General features: G+C 70.5%; 17 protein-coding genes, 1 tRNA gene and 1 pseudogene. 5 read left to right on the top strand and 14 right to left on the bottom strand.

From position 1 onward, the window contains the following. Positions 1-14: 14 nt before the first annotated feature. Positions 15-638, top strand: coding sequence for a class I SAM-dependent methyltransferase (locus AB0E02_RS06295; protein ID WP_362136798.1), 624 nt, complete (start codon positions 15-17; stop codon positions 636-638). A 143-nt stretch (positions 639-781) separates the two neighbouring features. On the opposite strand, the gene AB0E02_RS06290 is transcribed toward AB0E02_RS06295, so the two are convergent. From AB0E02_RS06290 to AB0E02_RS06260, 7 genes and pseudogenes are all read right to left on the bottom strand, one after another. Then, entirely contained in the window at positions 782-1,000 is a 219-nt protein-coding gene (locus AB0E02_RS06290) for a zinc ribbon domain-containing protein (RefSeq protein WP_030415254.1), read from the bottom strand. Between the two features lie 25 nt (positions 1,001-1,025). Beyond that, positions 1,026-2,021: pseudogene (locus AB0E02_RS06285) on the bottom strand (sugar kinase); the annotation flags it as partial. Between the two features lie 335 nt (positions 2,022-2,356). After that, on the bottom strand, positions 2,357-2,977 hold the full coding sequence (locus AB0E02_RS06280; RefSeq protein WP_362136583.1) for a bifunctional 4-hydroxy-2-oxoglutarate aldolase/2-dehydro-3-deoxy-phosphogluconate aldolase: 621 nt from the start codon (positions 2,975-2,977) through the stop codon (positions 2,357-2,359). Positions 2,978-3,474: 497 nt separating this feature from the next. Continuing rightward, positions 3,475-4,620, bottom strand: a complete 1,146-nt coding sequence (dgoD, locus tag AB0E02_RS06275) for a galactonate dehydratase (RefSeq protein WP_362136581.1) — start codon at positions 4,618-4,620, stop codon at positions 3,475-3,477. Between the two features lie 503 nt (positions 4,621-5,123). After that, positions 5,124-5,828, bottom strand: coding sequence for a FadR/GntR family transcriptional regulator (locus AB0E02_RS06270; RefSeq protein ID WP_362136579.1), 705 nt, complete (start codon positions 5,826-5,828; stop codon positions 5,124-5,126). A gap of 348 nt (positions 5,829-6,176) precedes the next feature. Continuing rightward, entirely contained in the window at positions 6,177-7,007 is an 831-nt protein-coding gene (locus AB0E02_RS06265) for a DUF4383 domain-containing protein (protein WP_362136577.1), read from the bottom strand. Positions 7,008-7,510: 503 nt separating this feature from the next. Then, complete coding sequence (locus AB0E02_RS06260) at positions 7,511-8,917, bottom strand: hypothetical protein (protein ID WP_362136575.1); 1,407 nt, start codon at positions 8,915-8,917, stop codon at positions 7,511-7,513. A gap of 142 nt (positions 8,918-9,059) precedes the next feature. Between AB0E02_RS06260 and AB0E02_RS06255 the strand changes: the two genes are divergently transcribed. Next, positions 9,060-9,134: transfer RNA gene (locus tag AB0E02_RS06255), tRNA-Val, on the top strand. A 418-nt stretch (positions 9,135-9,552) separates the two neighbouring features. After that, positions 9,553-9,789, top strand: coding sequence for a helix-turn-helix transcriptional regulator (locus tag AB0E02_RS06250; protein WP_362136573.1), 237 nt, complete (start codon positions 9,553-9,555; stop codon positions 9,787-9,789). A 35-nt stretch (positions 9,790-9,824) separates the two neighbouring features. Here the strand turns inward: AB0E02_RS06250 and AB0E02_RS06245 are convergent, their stop codons facing one another. The 6 genes from AB0E02_RS06245 to AB0E02_RS06220 form a co-directional block, all read right to left on the bottom strand. Then, positions 9,825-10,178: a hypothetical protein gene (locus tag AB0E02_RS06245; RefSeq protein WP_362136570.1), complete on the bottom strand. Its 354-nt coding sequence runs from the start codon at positions 10,176-10,178 to the stop codon at positions 9,825-9,827. Positions 10,179-10,279: 101 nt separating this feature from the next. Continuing rightward, positions 10,280-11,245, bottom strand: coding sequence for a radical SAM protein (locus AB0E02_RS06240; protein ID WP_362136568.1), 966 nt, complete (start codon positions 11,243-11,245; stop codon positions 10,280-10,282). Between the two features lie 331 nt (positions 11,246-11,576). Continuing rightward, entirely contained in the window at positions 11,577-11,783 is a 207-nt protein-coding gene (locus AB0E02_RS06235; RefSeq protein ID WP_362136566.1) for a hypothetical protein, read from the bottom strand. After that, complete coding sequence (locus AB0E02_RS06230; protein ID WP_362136564.1) at positions 11,776-12,000, bottom strand: hypothetical protein; 225 nt, start codon at positions 11,998-12,000, stop codon at positions 11,776-11,778. Before AB0E02_RS06230 ends, AB0E02_RS06235 begins: the two co-directional genes overlap by 8 nt. Positions 12,001-12,088: 88 nt before the next feature. Next, complete coding sequence (locus AB0E02_RS06225) at positions 12,089-12,481, bottom strand: recombinase family protein (protein ID WP_362136562.1); 393 nt, start codon at positions 12,479-12,481, stop codon at positions 12,089-12,091. Then, entirely contained in the window at positions 12,478-12,858 is a 381-nt protein-coding gene (locus AB0E02_RS06220; RefSeq protein ID WP_362136560.1) for a DUF6415 family natural product biosynthesis protein, read from the bottom strand. The genes AB0E02_RS06225 and AB0E02_RS06220 overlap by 4 nt, the downstream gene beginning before the upstream one ends. Positions 12,859-13,431: 573 nt before the next feature. On the opposite strand from AB0E02_RS06220, the gene AB0E02_RS06215 reads away from it, so the two are divergent. Further along, the gene (locus AB0E02_RS06215) at positions 13,432-14,670 is read left to right on the top strand and encodes a helix-turn-helix domain-containing protein (protein ID WP_362136558.1); all 1,239 of its coding nucleotides are present in this window, start codon (positions 13,432-13,434) and stop codon (positions 14,668-14,670) included. Here AB0E02_RS06215 and AB0E02_RS06210 read toward each other — a convergent pair. After that, complete coding sequence (locus tag AB0E02_RS06210) at positions 14,651-15,313, bottom strand: HAD family hydrolase (protein WP_362136556.1); 663 nt, start codon at positions 15,311-15,313, stop codon at positions 14,651-14,653. The two genes, AB0E02_RS06215 and AB0E02_RS06210, sit on opposite strands and share 20 nt — an antisense overlap. Positions 15,314-15,398: 85 nt before the next feature. Between AB0E02_RS06210 and AB0E02_RS06205 the strand changes: the two genes are divergently transcribed. Further along, entirely contained in the window at positions 15,399-15,563 is a 165-nt protein-coding gene (locus tag AB0E02_RS06205; protein ID WP_362136554.1) for a hypothetical protein, read from the top strand. The last annotated feature ends 360 nt before the right edge of the window (positions 15,564-15,923 follow it).

Here is a 15,923-nt window from a genome sequence, read left to right as displayed (position 1 = left end):
CGATCACGGCGGAGATGTACGACTACGTCCTCGCCCACAACCCGCCGCTGAACCCCGCACAGCGCGAGATCGTGGACCTCACCCACCAGAAGTTCCCCGAGGCGGCGGGGATGCAGTCCGCCGAGGAGCAGGGGGCGCTGCTGGCGTTCCTGGTGCGCCTGATCGGGGCCCGGCACGTCGTCGAGGTCGGCACGTTCACCGGCTTCTCGGCGCTGTCCATGGCCCAGGCGCTGCCCGCGGACGGCACGCTGATCGCCTGCGACATCTCCGAGGAGTGGACGGCGTACGGCCGGGAGGCGTGGGCCGGCGCCGGCGTCGCGGACCGCATCGACCTGCGGATCGCGCCCGCCCTGGAGACGCTGCGGGCGATGCCGGCCGAACCGCACATCGACCTTGCGTACCTCGACGCGGACAAGGGCGGCTACATCGCCTACTGGGAAGAGCTGGTACCGCGGCTGCGGCCGGGCGGCCTGATCGTCGCGGACAACGTCCTCTACCGCGGTGAGGTCGTCGACCCGGCGGCCACCGGAAACGCGCTGGCGATCCGGGCGTTCAACGACCATGTGCAGGCGGACGCCCGGATGGAGGCGGTGATGCTCACCGTGGCGGACGGGGTGACGCTGGCCCGCAAGCGGTAGCGGGACGAAGGGGCGGGCGGGGGCGGGGGGGGGAGGCGGAGGGGGCGGGGGAGCGGGGGGGGGAGCCGGGGAGAGGCAGGCAGCTGATCGGCTGCCCGCCGACGGCATGACGTACGGCCCGCCGCGGGGCGGGCCGTGGTGGGTCAGCCGCAGCAGCCGCCTCCGCAGCAGCCGCCGCCCCCGCCGCTGGGCGCGCTCCGGGCCGGGGCGGCCGCCGAGCCGCCGACGGCGACCGTGGAGAGCAGCTTGACGGTGTCCTCGTGACCTTCCGGGCAGACGGCCGGGGCGGAGGACTCGGCCATCGGCCGGTTCAGCTCGAAGATGGAGCCGCAGGGGCGGCACCGGTATTCGTAACGAGGCATGGCCACAGATTAACCGCGGCGCCGGTCAGCGCACGACGGTGCCGGGCGGCGCGCCCAGCAGGCCCAGCTCCGCGCGGGTCGGCGCGCCCTCCCAGTCGCCGTGCGAAGCGACCGCGAACGCCCCGGTGGTGACGGCCCGCTCCAGGCGTTCCGCGGGCCCCGCACCGTCCAGCAGCGCCGAAAGATATCCCGCCACAAACGCGTCCCCGGCGCCCACGGCGTCCACGACGCGGACCGGTGTGGCGGGCCGGTGAAGGGACTCCTCGCCGGTGAAGACCGCCGCCCCGTCCGCGCCCAGTTTCGCCACCACCTCGGCGACGCCCAGCTCCAGCAGCGGCGCGGCCCGCTCGGCGAGCGCGGCGACCCGCCCGGCCCCGTCTGTTGGGCGCGCCCCCAGCCCGTCCGCTGAGCCCGCCCCCTCCGGCAGGCAGAGCGGGAGCTCGTCGTCCGAGGCGATCAACACGTCCACGAACGGGATCCACTGCCGGAGCACGGCGGCGGCGTCCTCGGCCGTCCACAGGCGGCTCCGGAAATTGACGTCGAGGCAGATCAACGAGCCGTCCCGGTGGGCCAGTTCGAGGGCGTGCCGGGACGCCGCGAGGACCGCGGGGCCGAGGGCCGGGGTGATGCCCGTCAGATGGAGGATGCGCGGTGGAGCGGCTTTGAAGGCGGCCTCGACCGCGTGCGCCGTGAGCCGGGAGCCGGCCGAACCCGCGCGATAGTAGTGCACCCGGGTGACGTCGGGCAGCCGCGGCTCGAACATCAGCAGTCCGGTGGGCGCACCGGGGTCGACGGTGGCGCCGGACACCCCGACGCCCTCGGCCCGCAGCGTACGGAGCACCAACTGCCCGGCCTCGTCGTCGCCGACCGCGCCCGCCCAGCTCACGGCGTGCCCGAGCCGGGCCAGGCCGATCGCGACGTTGCTCTCCGCCCCGGCGACGGACACCTGCATCGTGCCGCCGAGCTTCAGCGGGCCGCTGCCGCGCAGCGCGACCATGGTCTCGCCGAAGGTGAGGACATCGGGCCGGCCGGGCCGGGCCGGGGGAAGCGGCCGCGCGGTTTCCTCTGCCTCCGCCTTCGCGTCCGGCCCTGCCTCTGCCTCTGCCTTTGCCTCTGTCTGTGCGGTTGCCTTCGCCTTCGCCTCTGTCTCTGCTTCTGCCGCTGGCCCCGCCTCGGTCTCTGCCGTTGGTCCCGCCACCGACCCCGGGCGGCCCGCTTTCCCTTCCGCCCCCGCCTCCCTCGTCACCGGGGCCTCCCTCGTCACCGGGGCCTCCCTCGTCACCGGGGCCTCACCCGGCACCGGGGTTTCCCCTTCCGTCGGGGTTCGCCTTGGAGCTTCTCCCGGGGCCTCTCCCGTCATCGGGCGCATACCGCCCGGAACTCCGCCGCGCGCTTGCGCAGCTCGTCCAGATCACCGCCGTCCGCCGCGTCCCCGACCAGCGGTGAGCCCACACCCACGGCCACCGCCCCGGCGTCGAAGTACGCCTGAGCGGTCGCCGCGTCCACCCCGCCGACCGGCACGAACGGCAGCTCGGGGAAGGGCGCGCGGAGCGCCTGCAGATACGCCGGACCGCCCGCAGAGGCCGGAAACAGCTTCAGCGCCGAGACGCCCAGCGCCTCCGCCGCGATCACCTCGGACGGCGTCAGCACCCCGGCGAGCGTCGACAGCCCCTGCCGGACGGATTCCTCCAGCCCCGCGCCCAGGCCGGGCGTGACGATGAGGTTCGCTCCCGCCTCCGCGGCGCGCCGGGCGTCGCTGCCGGTCAGGACGGTGCCCGCGCCGATCCAGGCGGCGTCGCCGAGCTCGGCGCGCGCCCGCCGGATGACGCCCAGCGCGTCCTTGCCGCTGAGCGAGATCTCGACCAGCGGCAGCTCCGCCTCCGCGAGCGCCATGACCGTACGGAAGGACGCCTCCGCGTCACTGCCCCGGATGATGGCGACCAGCCGCTCGGTGCGGAGCGCTGTGCTGAAGTCCATGGCGTTTCCTACTTTCTCCCGTTCCCGCCCGGCAGATGCCAGGCGGGCGGGTCGTCCGGTCGCGCGGGTGCTGCCTCCGCCTCCGATTATTCCGGTCCGGACTGACAGCCGCGCCGGACCTGCGGCGCCCGGTCGGGTCACCGGGCGGCCGACTGGGCGGGTCAGCCTTCGACCCACGGGGTGGGGGTACCGCACCCTTCGGCTCACCGTTCGGCTGTAGCTGGCGGGGCACCGTTCGGCTCTCACCGGGCGGGCCGGCATTCGGCCCACTGGGCGGGTCAGCCTTCGGCTCACGGGGGCGGGGTACCGCACCCTTCGGCTCACCGTTCGGCTGTAGCTGGCGGGGCACCGTTCGGCTCTCACCGGGCGGGCCGGCATTCGGCCCACTGGGCGGGTCAGCCTTCGGCCCGCTGGGCGGGTCAGCCTTCGGCTCACGGGGGCGGGGTACCGCACCCTTCGGCTCACCGTTCGGCTCATCACCCGGCTCGCCGTTGGGCTCACCATTCCGCGAACGACCCGTCCTCGTGGCGCCACACCGGGTTCCGCCAGGTGTGTCCGCGCGCGTCGGCGGCCCGTACGGCGGCCTCGTCGACGTCCACGCCGAGGCCGGGACGCTCGGTCCGCAGCAGTGCGCCGCCGTGGAAGCGGAACGGCTCCGGGTCCACGACGTAGTCGAGCAGCTCGGCGTCCCGGTTGTAGTGGATGCCGAGGGACTGCTCCTGGATGAGGAAGTTCGGTGTGGTGAAGGCGACTTGGAGGCTGGCGGCCAGGGCGACCGGCCCGAGGGGGCAGTGCGGGGCGAGCTGCGCCCCGTAGGTCTCCGCGAGCGCGGCGATCCGGCGCAGCTCGGAGACGCCCCCGGCGTGCGAGATGTCGGGCTGGAGGATCGCTACCCCCGCCTGAAGCGGAGCCAGGAACTCCCGTCGGGTGAAGAGACGTTCACCGAGTGCGAGGGGGATGTTGGAGGCGTTGACGAGATCAGGGAGGGCTTGCATGTAGTCGGACAGCACCGGCTCCTCGACGAACATCGGTGCGTGCTCGGCCAGCAGGGGGAGGAGCCTGCGGGCGTTGGCGGGGGAGACCCGGCCGTGGAAGTCGAGACCGAAGTCCCGGTCGTCGCCGAGGACTTCCCGTGCGGTCTCGGCGCGCCGCAGGCATGCCCGTACCTCGGCGCGGGTCGCCACGGGGCTCATCCGGCCGCAGCCGTTCATCTTGACGGCCGTGAAGCCGGCCTCGGTCTGCGCGGAGACGGCGTCGCGGATGGCTTCCGGTTCGTCGCCGCCGACCCATGCGTAGGTGCGGATCTTCTCCCGGACGGGTCCGCCCAGCAGCTGGTGGACGGGCAGGCCGTGCCGCTTGCCCTTGATGTCCCACAGCGCCTGGTCCAGCCCGGCGACGGCGGACGACAGGACGGGCCCGCCGCGGTAGAAGCCGCCCTTGGTCATGACCTGCCAGTGGTCCTCGATCCGCTCCGGTTCCTGCCCCAGGAGGTACTCGGCCAGCACCTCCACGGCCGCCCGCACGGGCTCCGCCCGCCCCTCGACCACCGGCTCACCCCAGCCGACCAGACCCTCATCCGTCTCGACCCGCACGAACATCCAGCGCGGCGGGGCGAGGAAGGTCTCGATACGGCTGATCTTCATGTGAGGAACCTCCGGAGCTTTGGGCCGGCCTGAGGGGGCGGGGTGGGGGCACTGTGCCGTGGGTGGGTTCTGTAGCGGTGGTTTCCGCAACGGTGAGTTCTGTAGCGGTGAGTTCCGCAACGGTGAGTGAGTTCTGTAGCGGTGGTTTCCGCGACGGGGGTGTGACGGTGGTTTCTGCGACGGGGGCTTCTGCCCCATGTGGTGGGCGTCGTAACGGGGCGCCGGGACGGTGACGGGGCGGCCCGGACGGAAAGGGGGGCGGCCGGACAAGGAAACGGAGCGGCTCGGACGGAAAGAGGGACGCCGGGACAGGGAAACGGAGCGGCCCGGACGGTGAGGCGGCGGCGGGACGGTAACTGGACGGCGGGGCGGTAGCGGGCCGCCGGGACGGTGACGGGTGGCGGCGGGACGAAGGGAAGGCGAGACGCATGGCCGCGTAGCCTCGTGCAGCTCACCGTTTGCCCCGTCACCCCGCCACCCCGCCACCACAGAGGTCAAGGCACTCAGGGATGCTCGCGCGCGGACTTGTCGAGCAGTTCGAGCATCGTCATGTACGCGCCGTCCACGTCCCGGTCCCGCACCGCGTCGCGGACCGCGGCGTGCATCGCGTGCGGGTGCTCGAAGGCGCCGTCGGCACCGAGCACCGCCCGGTCACGCTGGACCAGCACCGGCACGATCACCCGGTGCATCTGCGCATAGAACCGGTTGTTCGACGCGATCAGCAGCGCCGTGTGGAAGTCCGCGTCGGCCCGGACGAGCAGCTCCGGGTCGTCGTCGGTCGCGGCCATGGTGTTCAGCGCCGCGTCGAGGGCCGCCAGATCCCCCTCGGTACGGCGTTCCGCGGCGAGCGCGGCCGCGGCCGGCTCGATGGAACGCCGCAGTTCGAGCACGTCCGCGAAGAAGTCGGAGGACACCCCGGCCGCGAGCTTCCAGCGCAGTACATCCGTGTCCAGCAGGTTCCACTCCGCCCGGGGAAGAACGAACGTCCCGCGCTGCTGGTCGGTGCCGAGCAGCCCCTTGGTGGTCAGCACCTTGACCGTCTCCCGCAGCACGGTCTGGCTGACGTCCAGCTCGGCCATCAGCTCCGGCATGACAAGGGATTCGCCCTCGCCGTGGGCGCCCGTGAGGATCCGCTTGGCGAGCGCTTCGACCGCCGCGTGCTGCACACTGCTCCCCGCGGCGGGGGCGGGCTGCTCCGACCGGTTCATGCTTGCCACTCCCACTCCCTGCTTCCTTGCTTCCCTGCTTCCTGCTCCCGGGCCACGGTCCGACGCGCACGACGTCAGTCACCGATGCGCACGACGTCACCGATACGCCTGACGTCACCGCTACGCCCGACGCCGGAGCTCCCGACGCACGCCCGACGCGCCCGACATCCGATGCGTACGGCGGCTGATGCACGCACTGGCTGAGGTATGCGACGTCAGGGCGTGCCGAACCCCGGTCCCTCCTCGGCACGCCCTGACGCCTCCGCGCGACGCCGGATCACGGTCGGCTCACGGCTCGTTGCCGCCGGAACCACTCGCGCCGCCCGCCTTACTGGATCCCCTGATCCCTCAGGATCCCCTCGTTCCGCTCGATCGGCTGGACGGCCCCGATTCGCCGCCACTACCGCCGCCGCCCTTACCGCCACTGGTCATCCCACCGCTACTGCCACTGCCACTACTGCCACTACTGCCACTGCCTCTGGCGGGTCCGTGCGCCTCGGTGCCCGTGCTGCGCCGGATGCCGCTCCCACTGGTCCCGGGCCCGAACGAACCGCGCCCGGCGTGTGACGCGCCCTGGATCTTGACGAGCATCGCCTGCCGTCCGGCCGTCATACCGGGTACGGGACGCCACTCGCCGCGGTCGAAGCGCTCCGCTTCCTCCGGGTGCCGGGCGCGCCAGTACGGGTTGTCGGACGGGAGACCGCCGCTGACCCGTCCGTACATGCCGAAGACCATCAGCATCAGGCCCACCACGAAGCTGAACAGCACGTTCTGGATCTTGAAGGCCAGGAAGTTCGCGTCGGTCTGCAACAGCGCCAGGTTCACGAAACCGCTGAGGAGGAAGAGGATGCCGAAGGTGAGGTTGAGGTTCGAGGCGAAGTTCCCGCCGATCACCATGCCGACGAAGAGGATCACGCCGACGACGATCGAGAGCACGCTCAGGGCGCCGTTGGTCTGCAGCCCGGCCACGGTGTCGCCGCCGGTGTCGAAGAAGCCGATGTTGTGGGTCAGTCCGAGGATGCCGAAGGCGAGCAGTACCAGGCCCATCAGCCCGGCGCCGATGCGGTAGACCTTGCTCAGCCCGTGGTCCACGGGCAGATGCTCATCGAGCCGGGTGCGTCGCTTCGCCCGGTGGAACCGCCCCCCGGGCAGAGCCTGGCCAGGAGCCCCAGTAGCCATGTCCGGCCTCCTTTGCACAGAGGTGCCGCCTGGGCCGTACTCAATCCAATCTCCAGGATCCGCCCAGCCGCCGCATCACGCCATCGCTCCCGTGCGATCCCCGGCCGGGGACGACAGATGGGAGCGCCATGGGATCGCTATGGGAGCGCTACTGGGCCGCAGCGAAGCGGAGGAGAATGGCTAGGAATGGGATGGGGCTATGTGTAGGGACGGGACAGGGCTATATCCCGAGGCGCTGTTCCAGGCCGCCGCGCAACGAGTAGGTCGCCGCAACAAAGCGATACGGTTCCCAGCCGCCCAGCCGCCCAGCCGCCCAGCCGCCCAGCCGCCCAGCGACGCCACCCGAGGGTGTGACGCCAGCCGTAGGCCCGACGTCAGCCACAGGCCCAACGCCAGTCACCGGCCCAACGTCAGCCGCAGGCCCGCCATCGGCCACAGCTCCAACCCCAGACCGACCGGCCCGCCATCGGCCACAGCCCAACCCCAGGCCAACCGGCCCGACGTCAGCCGCCCGCCCCCGTCCCCGTCCCCGTTCCCGTACCGCCGCCCCGGCCCTCGCGAATCTCCTGCACCACCCGGGCGGCCGTCTGCCGTACCGCCTCGGTCTCCGTCAGGAAGTGCCACCAGTCCGGATGGCGTCCCTCCAGGCCCGCAACCGCACGGTCCAGCCGCGCCACCGCGTCGTCCAGCGGCTGCGCGTGCCGGGGGTCCGGGGTGCTGCGCCCGGCCATCGCCAGCCGCTGGGCGTCCCGGATCGCGAAACGCGTCCGGTCGACCTCCTTCTGCCGGTCGAACGAGACCGCATCGAGCCGCTGCAGCCGGTCACCGGCCGCCGACACCGCCTCGTCGGTGGTGTCCAGCAGTGCCCGTACGGTCGCCAGCCGGCTCGTCGCGTCCGCCCAGCGCTGCTCGTCCCGAGCCTGCTGCGCCTCCCGCAGCTTGACCTCGGCCTGGTCGACGGACTGCGCGGCCCGCTCCGGAACGTGCTGCAGGTCCTGCCAGCACGCCGCGCTGTAGCGCCGGCGCAGCTCGCTGAGGATCGGCTCGACCTTCCCGGCCCGCGTTGTGATCGCCTGTGCCCGGGTCCGCAACGACACCAGCCGCTTGTCGATCTCCGCCGCTCGCGCCGGCAGCCGCTCGGCCTCGGCGCGGATCTCCCCGGCCTTGCGCTGCACGTCGTCCGCGCGCCGGATCGTGTCCTGGACACCGTGCTGCCCGGCGCCCTGATTGAGCTTGGTCAGCTCGGGGCCGAGCGCCGCCAGCCGAGCGGCGAGCTCGTCCGCCTGCAGCCCCTGGGCGCGGACGGTGTCCAGCGCATCGCTCGCCGCCATCAGCGCCTGCCGGGCCCGCTCGACGGCGGGGGCGAGCTGCGCCAGCTGGGTCTCGGCCGCCTGCAGCAGCGGCGCCAGCCCCTGCGCGAACCGGTCGAGCTCACCCTTCACCCGGTTCAGCTCGTCCTTGGCACGGGTCAGATCGGCCCGCGCCCGCGCCACCGCACCGCCGTCCAGATCGTCCCGGTCCAGGTCATGGGCGTCGACCGCGGAGATGTACGCCTGGCTGACCTCGTCGATCCGCCGCCCGAAGTCCTCGTAGTCCTGCGCGGCCTGGCGCGCCCGCGGCGAACTGTCGACCGCGGTGATCGTCTCTATGGTGATCCGCAGATCCCGCTGCGCGGTGTCCAGCTCGTAGAACGCCGCGGCCGCGGCATCCTTCGCGGCCTGCGCGTCGGCCCGCTGGCTCTCCCCGCGCCCGAACCACCGACGTGTACCGCCACCCGCGAACGACATCGTCGCCACCGCCGCCACCAGCGGCACCGGCAACAACATCAGGCCCACCACGTCACGGACCGGGCCACCCCGCGCACGACGACGTTCTCGCTGCTCAAGCGGCTGCGTATGTGTCGCCGTCACTTCCCTCTCCCGACCGGATCGCCCCAAGACCGAATGTCATTCTCGCACCCACCGGAAACGAACACACCGGCCGGTAAGTTCGCACCTCGCCCACTGGTTTGCAGTCCAACCCCGACGGCAAGGTAGTCTGTCGGCTCGGCCAGGGCGCATAGCTCAGCGGTAGAGCGCTGCTCTTACAAAGCAGATGTCGGCGGTTCAAATCCGTCTGTGCCCACCACCCCCACCAGCGTGAACGGTGGCAAAAGCCCAGGTCAGGGAGCTTCCCGGTCTGGGCTTTCGTTTCGCGCTCCCCTTCTGCGTACGGTCTCTCACCTTCTGGATACGGTCTGAACTCCCGGCCTCGTCTCCCAAATATCTCCCACAGGACTCCGCGTAACTGCACGTCAGGGCCCGAAAGGGAACGAGCCCCCTCCCGTGAACGGGAGGGGGCTCTGTGCGCCGGGCCTGCAACGGAGGTGCCGCCCCCAGGGGCGACCCGGCGCGTCTATCGGATTGCCGCGAAGCGGAATCCCAAGTATGGGAACATGTGTTTGATTCTCTATGCAACCACTCTCTGAGTGGCCTCGATCACGAAGATCAAGGAATGTACCTTCCAAGGTACAGACATTGGATCTTGCTCGACCGAGCGTTATCGAGTGCCGTCCGATCCGCTGCCCGACTGGGTACCCGCCCGCCGCCGGGCAATCGGCGAGTGCATCAGATCTACACGGCTCCACCGCAACCTCACACAGGAGCGCCTGGCGGAGCGCGCCGGCCTGGACCGGAAGACCATCAACCGCATCGAAAACGGCGTGATGTCCCCGGTCCTCGACCACCTGCTGCTGATCGCCGACGCGCTCGATGTGCCCTTGGCTGTGCTCGTGAGGGAGTAGCGGGGTCAGGCTGGCTCCAGCGCCCGTTCTGGGTCTCAGGCTTCCAGTGTCTCCACCAGACATGCGCGGCAAGCGTCAACAAAGACCTCGCGGGCCTTCTTGAAGGCCACCCAGTCTTGCTCGTCCTTGCTTGCCCGGCCTAGCTGCCGGATCTGCTCCACGACCGCCTTGGCTTCTTTGTGGGGGCCTACCGGCTCGACCAACATGCGGTTGTAGGCGTCCGCAGTGACCGCGTACGCCGCATCCTGCGCTGCACGGGCCGCGTCGGGCGTCGGGTACTGGTCATCCGCCTTGCGCCAGCAGACGGCCGACTCGGAGTCTGCCGCAGACAGGAACCGGGCGTACGTGTCCTGCCGTGCGAGGTAGAGAGCAGAAGCGATGGCGCTCATGATCTTCTCCGGAGGTGGGGGAACAACGAGCGTTGCCACGCTACTCGGCCTCCTCTTCAGCCTCACCGGATCGCCCGAGGTTCCCCCGTCCGCGCTCATGATCAGCAGTCAGTACCGGCGATCCGGGGATTGCTGTATCGCACGGTTCGGTGCGGCGACATGATCGGCTCCCGAAGCCGGTCATCGCCTTCAGTCGGGTTGCAGGCTGCGTCCGGCGCGCACGCCAGCTGAGGCGAGCAGGTATCAAAGCTGGGGTTACAGTCCGGCAGGCAGCTCGGGTCACCGCCGGCCCGAGGCGCCTTCTCCGGGTGGGCGGCGGCCAGTTCCGCGCGGGCGCCCTGCATGGCCACCCCATGGTAGATGTCCCGAAGGCTCTGCTCGTGCACGCTGCCCACGGTCATCCAGCGCGCGAACACACACGGCCAGACGCTGCCGTCGGGGGCAATCGCCAGTTTGTTCCTGCCGCAGCGGCCACAGAGTTTCGAGACGTCCGGCGCGGCGCCGCCAGCCCCGCGGCCGAACGGCCGGATCTTGTCCGTCCGGACGTCCCGCAGACCGATGTCCAGCAGCTGCCGGCGGCCCTCGCTGCCGCGCTGCCCCTGCAACACGTTGATCACGCTTCCCCGCATGGGGATGCCGAGGGCCTGCGCCTTCTCGACGTTGGCGCGAGTGCGGGCGTGGGAGCCGCGGTTCTCGGTGACGTCGTCGTGATCGTCGGGGTCGTCCGAGTAGTAGCTGAAAGCCAACCGGACGTCCGGCAGCTGCAGGGCCTCCCAGATCGGCTCCGACACGTTCGTGAGGTTGCTGAACACCTCGACGCGCATTCGCCGGGCTCGGGCGTGCCTGATGAACTCGGGCAGATCAGGGTGCAGCGTCGGCTCGCCGCCGATGAACTGAACATCCGCGACGCCGAGCGCCGCGAGTTCGTCGATGACGCGCCGCCAGTCCGTCGCGGTCATAGTGCCGTGGTTCCCCTGCGGAGACGACCCGGCGTAGCAGTGGCGACAGGCCAAATTACAAAACCCGGTGATCTCCAGCCAGGCGAACTGGGGAGCTAACAAAGCCATTTTCCCTCCGAGGGTGGGCGCTACCCCTCGCCGTCCTCTGTGACGGCAGAGAGGCGGGCATGTCGGTGAGGTGATGCCTCGCTGTGGAGGCCCGGGCCCGTCCCGGCCGATTCCTCCATGGCCGGACTACTCGGCCGGGACGGGGTTTGGTCACTTCCAGGGGCTGTGCTGCTGCGGCTTCCGGCACGGTCCGCCGCAGAGCGGGCAGCGATCGGGTGGCATGGATGACTCCTTCGTGCTGGGGGTCAGGCGTACGGCCGGCCGCCGGTGTCAAGGAGGGGCGACGGCCGGCCTACCCGCGGCGCCTCGGGGGATGGGCACCGCGGGAGTCTCAGGGGCGGCCGTGGCCGCTCGGCCGCGGGTCCCGCACGAGCGCCGCGGCGCCGGAGCGCTTGGCGCAAGCCCGGTGTGCAGTCGTCTCGTACGGCGTCTGCCGTCGGCCTGCGGCCGGAATGACCACATGCACCAGGTCCTCGGGTTCCACCACGTTGATGCACATGACGCACCAGGTGCGGCTGTTGTGGGGCGGGTCAGTCACGGCCCCTCCTGCCATGGAGGTGCACCGGGTCGTCCGGCAGGCGCACTCCGGCGCGGCGAGCGAGGACGCGGGAGACGCCGGCCGGGACAGGGAGCGTCGCCTTGGGGGCGCATGCACCGCAGAACGTCACGGTCCTGCCCGGCCCTGATGCGGAGTCCAGGACGATGTCCCGCAGGTCGAGCGTGCTGCCGCAGTCGCAGCGGGTGGAGGCGGTCACCGCCCACCTCCCGCGATGCCAACTGTCAGGATGAATGCCAGGGCGGCGAGGCACGTCAGGTAGGTGACGGCGCGGCGTAGTTCGCGGGTCATGGCCGCCTCCCCACCAGCGCGGCGTGGGCGCTGTGACGATCGGTCTCCCCGAAGGTCGTCACCGTCCAGCCGCCAGCGTCGATGATGCGCTGCTGGAGCTGCTGCCGGTGGGTGTCGTCGGTGGCCAGCCGGCCCCAGGTGTGGATCAGGCACGCCACCTCCCTGCGGCCTACCTTCGCCCGCATGGAGTCCAGCAGGGCAGCGAGTTGTGGCCGGTGCGTGTTCATGGCGTCGGCGCCGAGGTCGACCCAGTGGCCCGCCAGCACCCAACCCATGCTGTCCACGTACGCGTGGCAGCCGGTCAGCCGCATGTCCAGCTCATCCCGAGCGCGCAGGCCGCGGCTGGTACACCGGTCGTAGACGAACGCCAGCGGAGCCACCGCGCTCATCGGATGGCCTCCGTGGGACGCTGGTCGAGCAGCCACTGACAGTCCCGCGCGAGCGCACGAACCTGCATCTGCGCGGACATCAGGCCGTCGCCGAGGCCGACCGCGGTCTGGTGCCGGATGGCCTCCATGCGCGCCCGCCGCCGCTCCTGCCCAGGAGCGTCGAGGCTCTCGCGCTCGGCCTCGTCCACGGCCGCCCAGAGGCCGGCGATGATGACGAGCAGCGTCTGCTCCAGCGCCACCAGGTCGTCATACGGCAGGGGTGGCCCGAGACGTAGGGCCATGGCAATGGTCCGCCGGACGGTGGCCCCACCTGTTCTACTTGGCGCGCTTGCGGTGGCGTCGCGAACGCACGCCTTATCTGCCTGCCCGGCCGTCACGCCTGCCCTCCTGCCTGTGCCATGGAGTCCTCCAGCGCAGCCCGCAGCGCACAGGGAGCCGTAAGCCACGTGCCGTCTCCCGGCGTTACGCGCCAATGCGGTCCGGGGCCACCGACTCGGCGAGGCGGCGGCACCGTCACAACGGCGCCACACGACAGGACCCGAGTGCCCGGTAGGTCCCACCCATCGGCGGCACCAGGAGGGACGAACCAGTAGAGAGACCTCTCGCGGGGGTCATCGATTACTGCACCGCTCCGAGGCCCGAGAATCTTCACCGCGCCGTAGCCAATGCTGTGCGCGACGCGGATGGCATCCCAGTTGATGCCGGCCTCATGGGGCGTGCAATCGCCGAGAGGCTGAACTACGGATCGGCCGGCGAGCATAAGGGCTCCTGATCGCACTGGGGGCGGTTCAACGTGCCTCAAGGATTGCCGGGTTGAGGTTCTACATCGAGGACTTCTAACGGACTTTTAGATGCCGCAAAGGGGACTTACATCTCGCCGGAGGGGTGATAACTGGCGGAGACGAGGACTCTCGGGCAACACTGAAGCAGACCCACGATGGAGGTGCAGTGTGCCGCGACCCCCAGGTAACTCCCGGCTGAAGTGCGCCCGCTTGGCGGCAGGTTTCCCGACACAACAAGCATTTGCCGAGGCCCTCGGCGTCGATGTGCGCCAAGTGCGCCGGTGGGAGTCCCAGAGGCCGCCGTGGCCGCACGCCGACATGCAGCAGCGCCTCACGGAGCTTACCGGTCAGGACATGGAAGCTCTTGGCTTCACTCCACCAGCCGGACAAGATCGCCTGCCCGGCAAGCAACGGTACGCCCTCTTGCCTCCGCGCACCGGGAGCAGCCGATCAGCGGTCCCTTCGCAATCCGTCATGACGATGCAGCCAGCCTCTGTGGCGGTCGACTACGAAACCGGCACCCAGGCTCATCGCCGCATGTACTGGTCAGTGGCTCCAGCGACCCTGCACTCGGCGATCGTTGCGCACGCCGACCTGGGGTGCGTGCTCCTCACAGAAACCGCTGGCCAGACTCGTCGTACCGTGGCCGCAGCCCTTGCCGAGACTCTGTTGCTCGCAGGCCGCATCGAGTTCTTTGACCTCGACCTACGTGGGCCTGAAGATGCTGGCGCCACACTCCTCCGCGCCCTGCAAGCCGCTGGAGAGGCTGACGATTCCCTACTCGGAGCCGCAATCCTTGCCCACACCGCCTTCATCCCCGGTTGGACAGGTGACAGGGAGGCCGCAGCAGAACGCATGGTGGCTGCCCGCACATACGCCCGGCGCGGCCCCGCGTCGGCCGAACTCTGGGCGTGGCTCGACGCTGTCGAGGCCGAGTGCGAAACCAGAAGCGGGAACACGCACACGGCATTGCATCTGATCGGCCACGCCGAGGACACCCTGAAAGCCGGATCCACAGACGCCACACCCGCATGGCTCGACTGGTTCAGCCCAGTGCGGCTCGCAGCGTTCAAGGGAAACACTCAGCTCAAGGCAGGGCATCTTCCTCAGGCGCGCGAGACCCTGCTGGAAGTCCTGGAGAAGATGCCAGCCACGGAAGCCAAGCAATCCACCGTGATCTACGGGGACTTGGCCGCCGTAGAGGCGGCCGCCGGCCAGCCCGAGGAAGCTTGCCGATACGCCCGCCTGGCACTCGATCAGCTGGAGATCACCTGGTACGCAACCGGCATGGCCCGAGTTCGAGAGGTGCGCCGGGCCCTGGCTCCACACCAACACGAGCAGTGCGTACGTGACCTCGACGAACGGCTCTACGGATGGACGACGACAGTCAGCGCTCTTGCCCGTTGAATTTCTTGATCGACTCCGACAGCTCCGCGAGGGACTCGACCCGGAACGTAGGCAGGTCGCGCGCCTCCGCGGTGTTCCACTGGATGGTCGCCCACGGGCCGCGGTGAATGAGCGCTGTGTGCATCCCGCATGCGGCGCCCGGCCGGAGGTCGTTGTCGACACGGTCGCCGACGTACAAGATCTCGCTGTTCTCAAACGGCACCACCTCGGCGACCCGCTCGAAGAACAGCGGGTTTGGCTTGCTGGCACCCCAGTCGTCTGAGGTGCCAATCAGGTCGACATCCTCAGCGAAGAGATCCCGCAGGATGCCGCCAGCCCGCACCGTCTGATTGCCCGCGATGCCGAGCCACAGACCGTCGGCGCGGAGCTGGGCGAGCGCAAGGCGCACATCCGGGTACAGGTCCGTCTCGTCGAAGTGCTCCGGCTGACCGGCCGCCGCACGCGCCTCTCGCTGCTCGTAGAGGTCGAATCCTGGCTGAAACTCCTGGAACACTTCGCGGTAGTCACGGCCTTGCGCGATCACTGCGCCGAACATCGCGGCGAACGTGTGCCGGGGGACGCCCAGCCAATCAGCCCAGGTCCCGTACTCCCGCGTCTCGTCGACCAAGCACTCACCGACATCGAAGACCACAGCGCGAATCATGGGGCCACTCTACTGAGCGGACGGTGCGACGAAAGCCGAGCCAATCGGTGTGCGTTTGTCAGTGCCTACCCGTACGATTCGCCCCATGGCGATCACATGCGTCCCTGACGCCACCGCCGAGGCCAATGAGGCGATACGCCGGTTCATGGCCGCCCGCACCGGTCGCCCCCTGTGGCCCGAGGAGCAGGACAAGTACGAGGAGCTGCTCGACACGTGGGCCGCCGCGCTTCGCGGGCCGACGACCAACTGACTCCGAACACGACGAAACGCCCCGCCCCTGCACACGGCAGGAGCGGGGCATTACTCATGACCTGCGCCGGTCCGGCGACAGGATCGCCGGAGGCGACGACGAGGGGCTGGGCTCAGGGGACGGCGCGTCATCCCTCCTACACACCAGGGCATACGGGTCGTCCGGCGGCGGCTGGAGAGAGTAGCCGGCCGGGCACGTCTGACCGTCCCGGCCGGCCGCGCCGTCCTGGCCGTCCTTCCCTGCGGGGCCAGCCGGGCCGGGCTCGCCCTGCGGCCCCTGCGGGCCAGGCGAACCAGCCGCGCCGGCCGCTCCGTCGCTGCCAGCCGGGCCCGGGGATCCGTTACTTCCGGCGGGACCGTC

The sequence above is a fragment of the Streptomyces sp. NPDC048196 genome, assembly GCF_040652715.1.
In the GTDB taxonomy this organism is placed as follows: domain Bacteria; phylum Actinomycetota; class Actinomycetes; order Streptomycetales; family Streptomycetaceae; genus Streptomyces; species Streptomyces siderophoricus.
The sequence above is the reverse complement of the archived record's forward strand: the minus strand, read 5'-3'. Positions and strand labels throughout refer to the sequence as shown.

Coding starts and splice junctions, on each gene's coding strand:
- AB0E02_RS06205 (WP_362136554.1), top strand. CDS start 15,399: ATGGCGATCACATGCGTCCCTGACGCCACCGCCGAGGCCAATGAGGCG.
- AB0E02_RS06240 (WP_362136568.1), bottom strand. CDS start 11,245: ATGGCTTTGTTAGCTCCCCAGTTCGCCTGGCTGGAGATCACCGGGTTT.
- AB0E02_RS06245 (WP_362136570.1), bottom strand. CDS start 10,178: ATGAGCGCCATCGCTTCTGCTCTCTACCTCGCACGGCAGGACACGTAC.
- AB0E02_RS06270 (WP_362136579.1), bottom strand. CDS start 5,828: ATGAACCGGTCGGAGCAGCCCGCCCCCGCCGCGGGGAGCAGTGTGCAG.
- AB0E02_RS06225 (WP_362136562.1), bottom strand. CDS start 12,481: ATGAGCGCGGTGGCTCCGCTGGCGTTCGTCTACGACCGGTGTACCAGC.
- AB0E02_RS06290 (WP_030415254.1), bottom strand. CDS start 1,000: ATGCCTCGTTACGAATACCGGTGCCGCCCCTGCGGCTCCATCTTCGAG.
- dgoD (WP_362136581.1), bottom strand. CDS start 4,620: ATGAAGATCAGCCGTATCGAGACCTTCCTCGCCCCGCCGCGCTGGATG.
- AB0E02_RS06210 (WP_362136556.1), bottom strand. CDS start 15,313: ATGATTCGCGCTGTGGTCTTCGATGTCGGTGAGTGCTTGGTCGACGAG.
- AB0E02_RS06280 (WP_362136583.1), bottom strand. CDS start 2,977: ATGGACTTCAGCACAGCGCTCCGCACCGAGCGGCTGGTCGCCATCATC.
- AB0E02_RS06295 (WP_362136798.1), top strand. CDS start 15: ATGTACGACTACGTCCTCGCCCACAACCCGCCGCTGAACCCCGCACAG.
- AB0E02_RS06265 (WP_362136577.1), bottom strand. CDS start 7,007: ATGGCTACTGGGGCTCCTGGCCAGGCTCTGCCCGGGGGGCGGTTCCAC.